Here is a 14,438-nt window from a genome sequence, read left to right on the forward strand (position 1 = left end):
AAAAATTAATGTTCTATTAGGGAAAGTATGATACATTAATCGTGAGCAAGATTCTATTTGTTCATGAAAGTGTTGGAAATAGTCTTAAAATTTAAAAGTTATTTTTGTATAATAAATTATAATGAAATGACAGGGGGGATGAATTTTGAAAAAATTCATAATCACTGGATTGTCTGTATTGTTATTAGCCGGTTGCGGCGCTCCACAAGAAAAAGAAGGTGCGCAATCAAAGCAGGAAGAAAGAGTTGTAAACGCAAGTAATGAGAATATAGTAGTATTTCCTGAAGGAGCAGTGCCAGTCGGAGAAGGAAAAGTAAAAGTTATTACACCAGACGGTACTTCTGAGAATGGTAATATACCAGCTGTATTCATTAAAAAGGATACTTTAATTCAACACGTTGAATTAGAGCTCTCTAATTTTCAAAATGATAAAGAAACATTCGTATTTGTAGATCGAGTGTTTGCAGATAAATATCAAGTAACTAGTACAACACAGACAACAGTACAATTAAAAGAAAAGACGCTTGAAACAGGTAGTCATACGATTACGGCAGTTCAGTATGAAAACAATGATCCGAAAGGAAAGGTTATTAGTTTTAATCAAGCAACATTCGAAACAAAACCAGCGTCATAAGAAGAATAAAAAGTACATTACTCAAAAAGTAGTGTACTTTTTATTTATACTAGAGGTTGTAATAGTGAATCACTTGTTTCGTTTTCTAATATGATTAAATTAGGAAGAGACCACTTGTTACTACTATGACAGAAAAAGCGGTTGAAGAGGTGAACTGGTGTATTTGTATCTTCTTGATTAATATGATGATGTCAGTAATTTGGTTTATGATGCAAGTTACGTTCCATTATCAAATTTATGACTTATCGATAGGGTCTATTTGTTTTACCATTGTTTAGCTATTATATGATAAACTCGGAATAAGGTAAGTTTCAGAAGAAAAATGTAGGTATTTCATTTGAAATGTCGAATAGTACATACGATGTCGTAATAACAAATTTTCTATTGTTTACTGTGAAACAGGAGAAGGAGAGATAGTAATGAAACGAGCTCTTATAAATATTGATTATACATATGATTTTGTAGCGGAAAAAGGTGCTTTAACTTGCGGAAAACCCGGTCAAGAAATTGAGAAAGAACTTGTACATATAACGAAGCGATATATCGAAAATGGAGATTACGTTGTCTTTGCTATTGATAAACATGAAGAGAATGATGTATATCATCCTGAATCAAAATTATTCCCGCCTCATAACATAACGGGTACAAATGGAAGAGATTTGTTTGGTGAATTACAAGATGTGTACGAAACATATAAAAATGCAGAGAATGTATATTACATGGATAAAACGCGATATAGTGCATTTGCAGGAACAGACTTAGAGATGAAGTTAAGAGAAAGAGGAATTGAAGAGGTTCACCTTGTAGGGGTATGTACTGATATTTGTGTTCTTCATACAGCAGTAGATGCTTATAATAAAGGGTTTAAAATTGTAGTTTATGAAAAGGCGGTTGCATCTTTTAATGCGCAAGGGCATGAATTTGCACTTGGGCATTTTAAATCTTGTTTAAACGCAGAAGTGAAGTAAAAAAAGAGGCCTTTAAAAAAGGTCTCTTTTTACGTTTAAATTGAGACGAGGTTTTGCTCAATTAATTTTTTTATAAATGGGCTAATATTTTCTGGTAGCTTATCAAAATCAAAAAATTGGACACTTAATGATTCGATCCCATCAGCTTTTAGCAAGCCGCCTTTAATGTCTTTGCAAAGATATGCGATTGTTATAGGATAAAACTCATCCCTGTTTGGTAATTTTACAAAAAATTCTTTTCCAGAAAATACGCTTATTAACTGTAAGGTTCCTATTTCAATCCCTGTTTCTTCGAACACTTCTCGTCTCCCAGCTTCTTCTGTTGATTCACCAAGTTCAACGAATCCACCAGGAACACCCCAAATACCATTTCGCCTTTGTTGAAGTAATATTTGTCCTTGTTCATTGAAAACAGCTACAGCAACTCCTGCTAGATTGAGTGGTCTTGATCCGACAACTTTTCTAAGTTCTTCAATATACCCCATTGTATGTAACCTCCGTAAGAAAAAATAAGAGCAAATATACTATTCGTTGTTATGTGAATATTTTCCTCTTTATAAGAGGGAGAGAAGTCATATAACTTATTTGTTTTATTTGGTAAAATATACATCAAAAAAGGTCAAACAAAATCTTTGACCTTTTTTGACCAAATGTTATAATAAAGGCAGAAAGAGATAATCTTTCATTCATAAATAATAAGGAGGAAAAAATATGCGTAATTTATTTCCAGAGATAACAAAACGTCAAAATGGTATTTTTGATTTTGGGCCTTCTTTATTAGAAGGGATGACAGATGCTTTCTTTAAACCGATGAACATGGATACTTTTAAAGTAGATGTTCATGAACAGTCTGATAAATATACAGTAAAAGCAGATTTACCGGGTTTTCAAAAAGAAAACATTCAAGTTGAATTTGAACAAGATGTATTAACGATTCAAGCAACTAATCATAATGAAGTAGAAGAAAAAAATGAGAATGGCATATATATTCGTAAAGAACGTTCTATAGGTTCTGTAACTCGACGCTTTAATTTTCAACGAGTTGAGGAAGAAAATGTTAAAGCAAATTATAAAGATGGCGTACTGACAATTGAATTGCCAAAATTGAAAGAAGAAAAAAACAGTAAAACAACAATTAATATCGAATAAAAGAGCTGATAAATTCAGCTCTTTTTTTATCTAGTTAATGAATAAATTAGTTGAAATCGTAATGAGTAGAATAAAGTTTTAACGCTTAAAAAATTTCACGATTAGCTCCCTTTAGGTTATTAAAAAGGGTATATTTAAAGGGAAAGGAAAAGAACATCTAGACATACTGTTTAAAGTGAATTAGTAATAAAGTCAAAATACATAGTAAGGGTAGCGACGTTTTAGAGAAGATAATAGATTTTCCTAGAATAAACTGAGACGATTATGAATTTTTTAATTAGTAAGGAAGTGGTTAGATGAGTTTATTAACGTATACTGAAGAATTTTTTAATTATGTAAGAGAGTTTTTACTTTTAAGATTTTTACTATTTGCTTTCGTCCTAATCATTATTTCATTTGTCATAAACCGCATTATTGATTGGTTTTTTAGGAAATCAAGCTTTTTTGATGAAGAGGTAGAGCAAACGATTCAAAGTGTGATTCGATCTATTTTTAGATATATCATTATCATTAGTCTAATCATATATTTAATTAGCCAATTTGTAGATATAAAAAGTATCATTGCAGGTGCAGGGATAGCGGGGGTTGTTATCGGTTTTGCTGCACAACAGATGCTGAAAGATGTTATATTAGGCTTTGCGAGATTAGCGGACAAAGAGTTTCGTGTTGGCGATTTTGTTACTTTTAACGGAACAAACTCAGGAACGATTGAGGAAATTAGTATTCGTTTTATGCAAATTCGTGAATGGTCAGGAAAACTGCTTACCATACCACACGGAGAGATTAGAACGATACAAAATTTTAATAAAGGCTGGATGCGCGTAATTGAACGAATTACGGTAAGTTATCAGGAAGATCCGACAAGAGTTAAGGAATTGTTAGAGGAAGTTTGTGTGAATTGTAATGAAAAGTTGGCCCCAAGTCTTTATAAAGTAGAGGATGAAGCTGTTGAACCTTTTAAATATGTAGGTGTTACAGATTTAAACCCGAATCTGAAATACGTTGGATATGAATTTTGTATTACAGGTTTAATAAAGCCAGAAGATTATTTTGAAACTTCTAGACAAGTAAGATTTGAATTAATGTCTATGTTCCATAAGAATCAAGTGCAAATGCCAGCAGCAAATATGCTTGTTACTACTGAAAGTTTACAGCATAGACAAGGTGGACAATCTTTATCGGACAGCTAAAGTAGAATAGTTTGGTAACGGAAGTGCTGCTTTCGACATTGGATAGAAAAATAATAATAAAATGATTGATATAAAAACGAGCTGAAGGAATTCAGTTCTTTTTAATTTGTAGAATTTAGAAATTTCTTAATGTTATAATGATAGATGGTGATGAAAATGAACTTTGAAGAAAAAGAGATGCATCGTTTAGAGGCATTAAAAGAAATTGCTGAATTATTAAATGAAGCAACAAATTTACAAGACATGTTAGAAAAAGTGTTACATACTTTGTTACAAGTTATGAATTTACAAACAGGCTGGATCTTTTTTATTGATGAAAGTGGAAAACACCGTATGCTTGTAGATCAAAACTTACCGCCAGCTCTTACGTGGCAAGAGAAGAAGCCGATGTGTGAAGGAGATTGCTGGTGTGTAGAGCGTTTTGTAAATGGCAGATTGGAAAAAGCGACAAATATTATTGAATGTAAGCGAATAGAGGATGCGATTGAGTGTAATTGGGGAGATACTGAAGATGTTACGCACCATGCGACAATTCCATTAAGGTCCGGGTCGGAGAAGTTTGGTCTCTTAAATGTGGCCGCGCCTCAAAAAACACATTTTTCAGAGGAAGAATTAGCATTATTAGAATCAATTGCATTTCAAATAGGGACGACAATCCAACGTATTCAGCTAGTGGAAAAAGAACGTAAATATGTAGTAGTAGCTGAACGAAATCGACTTGCACGTGATTTACACGATTCAGTAAAACAATTGTTATTTTCTATCATGTTAACCGCAAAAGGTACTCTAAATATGACGCAAGATAGAGACTTGCAAGAGATGTTGAGCTATATTGGAGAATTATCACAGGAAGCATTACAAGAGATGACACTTTTGATTTGGCAATTAAGACCGGAAGGATTAGAGAAAGGGTTAGCTGAAGCAATTAAAAATTACGGAAAGTTGTTAGGGATTCACGTGGAAGTTCGAATTGATGGAATGGTTTCAATTGGTGATGAAATAGAAGAAGTTTTATGGCGTATTAGTCAAGAAGCGATACATAATTGTAAAAAACATGCTTCATGTGAAAAGGTACATGTTCTTTTAAAAATAGAAGATAACCAGTTGTATTTTTACATAGAGGATAACGGAATAGGATTTATACAAGAGCAAGTAAGAGAGTCAGCACTCGGTTTAAAAAGTATGAAGGAACGTATTCAGTTAATGAGGGGATCATTTCAAATAAAAACGGAGCTGAAAAAGGGTACGAAAATTGAAATTCAATTGCCAGTTTGAAGGGGAGAAGAAGGTTGAAAATTAAATTACTACTAGTTGAGGATCATCATATCGTTCGAAGAGGACTTGTATTCTTTTTGAAAACGAGAGAAGAATTTGAAATTGTTGGGGAAGCAGAAAATGGAGAAGATGCGTTAACATTCGTCCAAACAAAAAGGCCAGATGTAGTATTAATGGATCTATCAATGCCGAAGATGGATGGCATCGAAGCAACAAAACAAATAAAACAATATGATGAAACGATAAAGATACTAATATTAAGCAGTTTTTCAGAGCAAGATTATGTTTTACCAGCACTTGAAGCCGGAGCAGATGGTTATCAATTAAAAGAAGTACAACCTGAGCAACTTGTAGCTTCTATTATTGCAGTACATGAAGGAAATACGAATTTCCATCCGAAAGTAACACCAGCACTATTAGGACGATCAGTAGTCAAGAAAGAAAACCCTTTTTCTATGTTAACGAAAAGAGAACAAGAAGTACTTCGTGAAATTGCGAAAGGGCGAAGTAATAAAGAAATTGCAGCAGTGCTTCATATTACAGAACAAACTGTAAAAACACATGTTTCAAATGTTTTAGCTAAATTAGAAGTAGATGATCGTACGCAAGCTGCATTGTATGCAGTGAAACATGGGGAAAATAATAATAAGTATGAATAAATGTTTCGTATAGTATGACAGAATACATAGGAGCAATTAAAATGTTATAGTTAAGTTTAATAAAGGTTTTTCTTCTTGCAATAATTAGGTACAATAAAATGAAATTTTAATCCGTGGAGGGTCTATCCCCACTGATTATTAGCCCACACCAATTGTTTTTTACGGGATAAAGCTACGATGGAAGGTGAAGATATGCTATGCCTGGTACAAGAAGTGGGATTGGAAAGATTCAAGCTTCGTTAAACGGTTTATCACCGGAATTGCGAAGTATTGCTGAACATATTTTAAAACATCCACAAGATGTTGTACATAGATCTATTACTGAGTTAGCAGAAGTTACGAATAGTTCTGAGGCTACGATATTTCGCTTATGTAAACACCTCGGTTGGCAAGGATTCCAAGATTTAAAGATTACATTAGCTCGTGAAATTGTCCATACACCGATGCAAAATATTCATGAAGAAGTATCAGCAGAAGATAGTATGGTAACTGTTGCTAAAAAGTTTTTCATTCACATATTACAGGACTACAAGATACATTGCATTTGTTAAATGATACGGCATTAGAGCAAGCTGTAAAAGCTTTGTAAGAAGCAAATCGAATCGAGTTTTACAGAAATGGTGGTTCTGGTATTATTGCGATGGATGCATATCATAAATTTATGAGAACGGGTATTTCATGTATCGCTCATACTGATTCGCATTTTCAAATTATAGGAGCTGGTTTGCTCTCGAAAAATTCAGTTGTTATCGGCATTTCTCATTCTGGTAGCAATAAAGGGTTACTGGAAGCGTTAGAAGTAGCGAAAGCAAGAGGAGCTAAAATTATTGCGATTACGAGTTATCAGAAATCGGCATTAATTCAACTGGCTGATATTACATTATACACTTCAACACGTGAAACGGAATTCCGCACAGAAGCAAGTTCATCAAGATTAGCGCAGTTAAGTTTATTAGATACTTTGTACGTTGGGTTATCGTTACAACGCCAAGAAGAAACGTTGCAAAATCTACAAAGTATTCGTGAAACAATTTCGATGAAACGAATATAAAAAAGAGGCTGTCTCAAAAGGTGCTTTTTAGCCAAAATCGTATAAAAAGTGAAAGGCAGAAATGTTGATTTTATAACGTTTCTGCCTTTTCAATTTCATGTGATCTTACTTCGAAAGAGACTTATGAGACAGTCCCTTTTTTATTAGTGAATAGTTTGTTTATTTATTTTCTTGTAGAAATATGAGACTTACTTATAGCCAGTGGTGACTCTCATTTAAAAAAATATAAAACGATTTATACAACAATTCAAACATTGTTCATAATTTCACAATTTGTTTTTGAAGTGTCATGTTATGATGAACATGTAATGATGATTGAACATTTAAACTTGGCACAATGATTAGCCAAACTAGTGAAGACAGAAGTTGTGAGATGAACTCATGAAAAATTCTAAAACACTAAAGGGGAGATCACATATGAAAGCAGTAGTAGTTAATAAAAATAGTAAAGCAAACATTGAAATTATTGAAAAAGAATTACGTCCGTTACACTCAGGTGAAGCGCTAGTAGATGTAGAGTATTGTGGAGTTTGTCATACTGATTTACACGTTGCAAATCATGATTTTGGAAACACAGATGGCCGTATTCTTGGTCATGAGGGTATAGGTATTGTGACGAAAATCGCTGATGATGTTACTTCACTAAAGGTGGGAGACCGTGTAAGTATTGCATGGATGTTCCAATCTTGTGGACGTTGTGAATATTGCGTAACAGGTAGGGAAACATTTTGCCGTGAAGTTAAGAATGCTGGTTATTCAGTAGATGGTGGTATGGCTGAACAATGTATTGTGACAGCTGATTATGCGGTGAAAGTACCAGAAGGATTAGATCCAGCTCAAGCATCATCAATCACATGTGCGGGTGTAACTACATATAAAGCTATAAAAGTATCCAATATTAAACCTGGCCAACCTATCGTCATCTATGGTTGTGGTGGATTAGGTAACCTAGCTATTCAATATGCTAAAAACGTATTTGGTGCAAAGGTAATTGCAGTAGATATTAATGACGATAAATTAGCCTTAGCAAAAGAGGTTGGAGCTGATATGACAATCAATCCAATTTCTCAAGGTCCTGCTGATAACATTGTTCAAGATGAGTTTGGTGGTGCTTATGCTGCTGTAGTAACAGCTGTTTCAAAAGTAGCATTCAACTCTGCAGTTGATGCAGTACGTGCTTGTGGTAAAGTCGTTGCAGTAGGTTTACCAGTAGAAACGATGGATTTAAACATTCCGCGACTTGTACTAGATGGAATTGAAGTGGTTGGCTCTCTAGTCGGTACTCGTAAGGATCTAGAAGAGGCATTTATATTCGGTGCAGAAGGAAAAGTAGTGCCTGTTGTTCAAACTTGTTCTCTAGATAAAGTACAAAGTGTATTCGAAGAAATGGAACAAGGTCGAATTCAAGGACGTATGGTAATCGATTTTAAACAGCATAATTGTGATTGCAAATAATTCACATTAAATATAAAAAATATGAGTCTAACAAAGTACATGTAAAAAAGTTAGACTGCATAAAAAGATGATCCCTGTATGCAATAGGGATCATCTTTTTTATATTCTACTAATATCAATGCCAATCCATACTTGATTAATGAGACAGGATTAAAGGTTCACTTTATTTGCAAAAGAAAAAGAATCTTTATGTTTAACAAATTTTTTATGATCAGGAACGGTTTGAATTGCTACAGTTTGCGAATCTCTTGCTTTCAGTGCATCTTGAATCCCGAGTGTCATAAGCTTAATAAATAGAATCGTAATAAAGAATGAAGCGAGAGTATAAAAAATGATCCACCATGAAAGATTCATTTCATTACGATTTAAGCCAATAAGGCCTGCCCAATCATTAGATAGAGAAACAGGTTTGAGCACTCCGTCATACAGTTCACGCATTTGTATCCCACCAATTACAATGTTAAGCAACGCTAAATGGATAACGAGTATGAGTGTTTGGACGATATGTTCCATAAATAATACAAATAAGCGGTCAAGTAATAAGACTCGTAAGTGTTTTTTCATAATATGAAAACGGCTAGCACCTAATAATTGTGCACTTAAAATGTAATCTCGTTTCATAAATTCATCAACCTCTGAGGATATATATAAAGAAAGTGTAGGCAGAGCAACGAAAATAAGTACGAGTACTTGATAAAACGTAAATGAAATATTTGGATCTAACCCATCAGCATTTGATGTGATTACAATATTAACGGGCGTGATGAGTATGAATGCGATAAATAGAGTTGGAATATAATAAAAAACTTCTGAGCATGCTTGGAAAAATCTCTTGAATTTTGGAGCATATAAACTTAAGAGAATTCCTATACATGTTCCGCATAAAATTCGAAAGAAGCTAATTGCCACGGCTAATAAAATAGTAAATTTTGCTCCTTCTATAATTTGTAAGAAAACAGACTCTCCAAAACGATCAGATCCAAAAGGCGGAATTAACGATGGCGGAAAGGGGGCCTTTCCAAGTAATTCGTTATTGTCATTGTAAAGTAACTGAGGAGGTTTTGGGATGTTATCTTTAAAGAACCAACTATAAATAAAACTGGCTGAAATAAGTATAAATAAATAAGTAAAGCCGATTAAAAAGCGTTTTGATTTCCAAATAGATTTCATAATGCTACTCCTTTCAAGTGCTTTTGCCATCTATTCATCATGAATGAGATTATTTGAAAAATAGTATAAAACGGTAAGATAATCATAACCAGTATGATAAATGCAGCTGGAGGTGAAATAAACGCCTTATTAAATAAGAATTGAATAATGCCTTCCATATTAAAAACAAATTCTAAAATGAATAAATTAGAAAGTAAGAAAACAAAAATCGTTTTTAAATGGTGGAAGAAGTGGATAGATATATTTTTGAATAAATGAATGCATAGTATGTAACTTGATGAAAGGCCTTTTCCATAGGCAACCTCTACATAATCTTTTCCATGTTCTTCTTTTATGTATAACACCATCATTCGAAACATTTGTAATGTAGGTAAGACTGCTAAAGATACAATTGGGAGTAAATAAGCTCGATTTTCATTAAAAGAAATAATGGTGAAAGGAGCTTCCCCGAATTTTCTAAGTACCCATATGAAAAATATTTGCAAACAAATCATCATCATCATATCAGGGACAGCTTCTAATATGAACACAATTCGGTTTATCCATTTTTTTATATAATCTTTTGCTAAAAAATAAAAAAATGCCATGCTAGATGAAAAAAAGAGCGCAAGCAAAAAGGCTAAAAATAAAATAGTAAATGAATATAGATAAGGCTCTAAAACAGTTGGAAATAATGGTGTTGTTTTTAAATGACCATACTTGGGGTCTGATCCTATAACCAACAATGATTCAGGGGAGAAAACCTGTTTTAACATAGTAACGATCTGGTCAAAAAAATAAATTGGTTGAAAGGTAAATCCATTTTGAGTGATAAATAAATAAGGTAAATTTAATAATAATAAGAGTGATAAAAGAATTGATGAAAGCTTCATTGTGAATTGAGATATTTTATGTAACATTAAATCCCTCCGACATCTTTTTACAACATTATACAATAAATTCTGGGATGTTTTTATATTTTTCTGAAAAATAAGAAATTAATTAAGTTTTATAATTGTAATGCGGAATATACTTACATAAGGAAATCTCTATATTGAGGACCGGATTTCTATGTCCATCAAGAGAAATTCCTAATATTCCTATTTTTGAAGCATTTACTTTACTTCAATTGATTGGCATTTGGTGTTATTCCAATGTTACCAAGTTAATAGAACTAAGTTTTCTTAAAACAAAAACCACCGAAATATAGAAGTGGTTTGGAACGTAAGGAATTTGTAAGGAAGGAGTAAGAAAAAAGAGATTTTCAATGTGTATGATCAAAATATAGAGAAGAACGGGAGGGGGAGTAGTTACTATCTATTTATATAAAAACAAATTAATTAATAAAACGCTATGGAAGAAAAGAAGAAATTATAGAAGTTAACAGATATCTGAAGAAGAGGGATTAATCATTTATTAGGTCAGAGAGTTGTTTGAAGAAATAATTGGTCTATAGATGATTGCAAATTCAGTGTTGACCCTTATCATGGGGAGAGTTGATAGCTGTGTGGTTAGACCTATCAATCATTAATACAATTTAAATAGAGGAGAGGAATGCTTTATGAAAACACGCAGTAAAATTATATGTGGAAGTCTAGCATTATTAATAGCTGGGAATTCCCTGTTATACATAACACCAGCCTCAATTGTAAAAGCAGAATCGTCGCAAAATGTATCTAGTTCTTTACAAACAAGTACGCAAAGCGATCGTACTTCCGTTAAGAAAGCAATGCGAGATGCACTACAACTTGGATACCCAGGAATACTCGCTCAAATTTCTAAGGGTGGTAAAACTTGGAGTTATACCGCTGGGGTAGCAGATGTGAGAACTAAGAAACCAATGAAAGCAGATTTTCGCTTTCGTATTGGCAGTGTGACGAAAACGTTCATTGCAACAGTGCTACTGCAATTATCTGGAGAGAACCGTTTGAATCTAGATGACTCCATTGAAAAATGGTTGCCTGGTGTCATTCAAGGAAACGGATATGATGGTAACCAGATTACAATCCGGCAAATATTGAATCATACAAGTGGTATTGCTGACTATATAAATTCAAAAGACTTCGATATTACGGATATAAAAAAATCGTATACGGCTGAAGAATTTGTAAAGATGGGGATTTCTCTTCCCCCAGACTTTGCCCCGGGAAAGGGTTGGTCTTATTCAAACACAGGATACGTATTACTGGGGATCCTTATTGAAAAAGTAACTGGCAACAGCTATGCGGAAGAGGTTGAAAATCGGATTATTGAACCGCTTGATTTGTCAAATACATTCCTACCTGGTAATTCAAGCGTGATTCCAGGCACTAAGCATGCCCGTGGCTATTTCCAACTAGACGGAGCAAGTGAGCTAAAAGACGTTACATATATGAACCCAGGTAGCTCGGATGGAGATATAATTTCTACTGCTGACGATTTAAATAAATTCTTCTCTTACTTACTTAGTGGTAAATTACTGAAGGAACAGCAACTAAAACAAATGCTTACTACAGTTCCTACAGATAGAGAAGGAGCGGGATATGGTCTTGGAATCGTTGAATTTAAGCTTCCGAACGGTGTCTCGGTATGGGGACACAGAGGTAGCGTTCTAGGGTTTTCCACTTTTGTTGGTGGAACACTTGGAGGCAAGCATACATTGGCCGTCAATTTGAACAGCTTTAACTTTAGTAATCCTGATCCTTTTAAAAGTATTTTACTTGCTGAATTTAGGAAGTAGGCAAAAAGGCGAAATGGATAAGTTTTGTCATAGGTTTATAGTTTAAAATATATCATTTTGGTGCAAAAAACAACTTGCTCTAAAAAAATTTAATAATCGTAATTAAGTATAAAAGAACGCTATCGTTTTAAGTAAATATTTCAGGAGGGTTTTATGAAAAAGAAAATGATTACTGCACTTGGTGTTTCTGCTATAATACTGACTAATTTTGTAGGAAGTACTTATGCAGACTCTAAAACAGGAGTTTCTGTTACAGCTCCCTACAATAAAAATCAAATAGCGGAATGGTTAGAAATGCACGCGAAGCCTTTAAAAACAACAAATCCAAATACACCTTTTAATGATTTAAAACCATTTAAGAATATGGTGGGTTCAGCTTCAATTGTAGGTTTAGGTGAAGCTACACATGGGGCTCATGAAGTTTTTACGATGAAAAACCGTATTGTAAATTATTTAGTATCTGAAAAGGGTTTTACCAACCTAGTTTTAGAAGAGGGGTGGGACAGAGCTTTAGAACTTGATCGATATGTTCTTACTGGTAAGGGAAATCCAAGCCAGCATCTATCACCTGTATTTAAGACGAAAGAAATGTTAGATTTACTTGATTGGATTCGGCAATATAATGCTAATCCAAAACATAAATCTAAAGTGCGTATCATCGGGATGGACATTCAATCAGTAAACGAGAATGTTTATAATAATATAATAGAATATGTTAAAAGAACCAATTCAAAACTTGTGCCGAGGATAGAAGAGAAGATAAAAGGTCTTATTCCTGTAACAAAGGATATGAATACTTTTGAAAGCCTTACGAAAGAAGAAAAAGAAAAGTATATTTCAGATGCTAAACAAATTAGTGCTTTATTAGAGGAAAATAAAAGTTATTTAAATGGGAAATCTAAAGAGTTCGCATGGATAAAACAAAATGCTCGTATTATTGAACAGTTTACTACAATGTTAACGTCACCTCCTGATAAACCATCTGATTTATATTTGAAACATGATATCGCAATGTATGAAAATGCAAAGTGGACTGAAGAACATTTAGGAAAAACTATTGTATGGGGGCATAATGGCCACGTTTCGAAAACAAATATGCTTCCTTTTGTATACCCTAAAGTAGCTGGGCAGTATTTAGCAGAGTATTACGGAAAACGGTACGTATCTATTGGAACATCAGTTTATGAAGGACAATACAATGTCAAGAATAGCAATGGTGAATTTGGCCCAAATGGAATATTAAAATCGGATGATCCAAACAGTTATAACTACATCTTTGGACAAGTTAAAAAAGATCAATTTTTTATTGATTTACGTAAGGCAAACGGTGTGACAAAAACTTGGTTGAACGAACAACATCCAATTTTCGCTGGAGTAACTACCGAAGGGCCTGATATACCAAAAACAGTTGATATATCATTAGGTAAAGCGTTTGATATACTTGTTCAAATTCAAAAAGTGAGTCCATCTCAACTACATCAATAAATTTAGAATAATGTACCTTAATGAAGTGTAGTGTTAAGTGTCAATAGAGTTGTTTGAATATGTCAGTTAGGTTATTTTCATTAAAGGATTATTAAATGGAATAAATGTTTTCAAATTAGAGACGATGTGGGATAGAAGCACAGTATCATCAAGTTAACAAAATAAAATTCTACCTAAAATGAAAAAACGCTATTCTTTCTATAGAATCATAGGAAAGGATGGCGTTTTTTGATCTAATCTATTACTACAATTTGCTCATGAAATTTAAAACTTTTTGTCCCCTAACACCTTACGAAATCTTACTAAAAATGTTGAGTTTGTACAACAAACCACATACCTATTAAGCTAAATAACAAGTTACTCAAAAACTAGAAAAAGAATTTGTTTCGAAACGGATATTATGTAACTTTACCGAACGGATCCGTTATCCGTGGTTGGTTAATGGACTTAACTGAAAAATCATTTGCAGAAGGTCCGAAACTAGATGGCATTAAAGGTGTAATGAACTCTTCAGGAGAAGGAAAATGGACTGTTGAAACGGAACTTGAACTGCAAGCTGCAGCACCAGTTATCGCTATGTCATTATTTATGCGCTATCGTTCTCAGGAAGATGATACATTCCATGGAAAAGTAGTTTCAGCATTACGTAATCAGTTCGGTGGGCATGAAGTTGTGAAAAAATAGAGGATGATTTTTGAAAAGAA

The 14,438-nt window shown here is 33.5% G+C and carries 12 protein-coding genes and 2 pseudogenes; 11 read left to right on the plus strand and 3 right to left on the minus strand.

The window, feature by feature from the left end; genetic code table 11:
• Nucleotides 1–145 precede the first annotated feature (145 nt).
• Both PSR14_RS11890 and PSR14_RS11895 read left to right on the plus strand, forming a co-directional pair.
• Nucleotides 146–634 (plus strand): hypothetical protein, encoded by a 489-nt coding sequence (locus PSR14_RS11890; RefSeq protein ID WP_000713485.1) that lies wholly within the window; start codon nucleotides 146–148, stop codon nucleotides 632–634.
• A 419-nt stretch (nucleotides 635–1,053) separates the two neighbouring features.
• The gene (locus tag PSR14_RS11895; RefSeq protein WP_000816786.1) at nucleotides 1,054–1,602 is read left to right on the plus strand and encodes a cysteine hydrolase family protein; all 549 of its coding nucleotides are present in this window, start codon (nucleotides 1,054–1,056) and stop codon (nucleotides 1,600–1,602) included.
• 35 nt (nucleotides 1,603–1,637) lie between these two features.
• Here PSR14_RS11895 and PSR14_RS11900 read toward each other — a convergent pair whose 3' ends face one another.
• A complete protein-coding gene (locus tag PSR14_RS11900; RefSeq protein ID WP_098487101.1) occupies nucleotides 1,638–2,087 on the minus strand; it encodes an NUDIX hydrolase in 450 nt (149 codons plus the stop codon).
• A gap of 226 nt (nucleotides 2,088–2,313) precedes the next feature.
• On the opposite strand from PSR14_RS11900, the gene PSR14_RS11905 reads away from it, so the two are divergent.
• From PSR14_RS11905 to adhP, 6 genes and pseudogenes are all read left to right on the plus strand, one after another.
• Entirely contained in the window at nucleotides 2,314–2,751 is a 438-nt protein-coding gene (locus PSR14_RS11905; RefSeq protein WP_001245061.1) for an Hsp20/alpha crystallin family protein, read from the plus strand.
• 296 nt (nucleotides 2,752–3,047) lie between these two features.
• Nucleotides 3,048–3,941: a mechanosensitive ion channel family protein gene (locus tag PSR14_RS11910; RefSeq protein WP_000055418.1), complete on the plus strand. Its 894-nt coding sequence runs from the start codon at nucleotides 3,048–3,050 to the stop codon at nucleotides 3,939–3,941.
• Nucleotides 3,942–4,118: 177 nt separating this feature from the next.
• Nucleotides 4,119–5,216, plus strand: a complete 1,098-nt coding sequence (locus PSR14_RS11915; protein WP_130777026.1) for a sensor histidine kinase — start codon at nucleotides 4,119–4,121, stop codon at nucleotides 5,214–5,216.
• A gap of 14 nt (nucleotides 5,217–5,230) precedes the next feature.
• Entirely contained in the window at nucleotides 5,231–5,875 is a 645-nt protein-coding gene (locus PSR14_RS11920; RefSeq protein ID WP_000694640.1) for a response regulator transcription factor, read from the plus strand.
• Nucleotides 5,876–6,072: 197 nt separating this feature from the next.
• Nucleotides 6,073–6,926 (plus strand): annotated as a pseudogene (locus PSR14_RS11925) (MurR/RpiR family transcriptional regulator).
• Between the two features lie 417 nt (nucleotides 6,927–7,343).
• Nucleotides 7,344–8,381 (plus strand): alcohol dehydrogenase AdhP, encoded by a 1,038-nt coding sequence (gene adhP / locus PSR14_RS11930; RefSeq protein ID WP_000649106.1) that lies wholly within the window; start codon nucleotides 7,344–7,346, stop codon nucleotides 8,379–8,381.
• Nucleotides 8,382–8,531: 150 nt separating this feature from the next.
• Here adhP and PSR14_RS11935 read toward each other — a convergent pair whose 3' ends face one another.
• Nucleotides 8,532–9,551 (minus strand): ABC transporter permease, encoded by a 1,020-nt coding sequence (locus PSR14_RS11935; RefSeq protein WP_000836563.1) that lies wholly within the window; start codon nucleotides 9,549–9,551, stop codon nucleotides 8,532–8,534.
• Nucleotides 9,548–10,450, minus strand: coding sequence for an ABC transporter permease subunit (locus tag PSR14_RS11940; protein WP_000902499.1), 903 nt, complete (start codon nucleotides 10,448–10,450; stop codon nucleotides 9,548–9,550). Before PSR14_RS11940 ends, PSR14_RS11935 begins: the two co-directional genes overlap by 4 nt.
• A 641-nt stretch (nucleotides 10,451–11,091) precedes the next feature.
• Here PSR14_RS11940 and PSR14_RS11945 point away from each other — a divergent pair.
• From PSR14_RS11945 to PSR14_RS11955, 3 genes and pseudogenes are all read left to right on the plus strand, one after another.
• Nucleotides 11,092–12,249 carry a serine hydrolase gene (locus PSR14_RS11945; RefSeq protein WP_000857777.1) on the plus strand — a complete coding sequence of 386 codons (1,158 nt, stop codon included), beginning with the start codon at nucleotides 11,092–11,094 and terminating at the stop codon, nucleotides 12,247–12,249.
• Between the two features lie 153 nt (nucleotides 12,250–12,402).
• Nucleotides 12,403–13,734: an erythromycin esterase family protein gene (locus PSR14_RS11950; RefSeq protein WP_000728410.1), complete on the plus strand. Its 1,332-nt coding sequence runs from the start codon at nucleotides 12,403–12,405 to the stop codon at nucleotides 13,732–13,734.
• Nucleotides 13,735–14,148: 414 nt separating this feature from the next.
• Nucleotides 14,149–14,418, plus strand: a pseudogene (locus PSR14_RS11955) (hypothetical protein); the annotation flags it as partial.
• Nucleotides 14,419–14,438: the final 20 nt, after the last annotated feature.

Origin of the sequence: Bacillus sp. A01H, from assembly GCF_045277205.1 — a bacterium.
In the GTDB taxonomy this organism is placed as follows: Bacteria; Bacillota; Bacilli; order Bacillales; family Bacillaceae_G; genus Bacillus_A; species Bacillus_A paranthracis.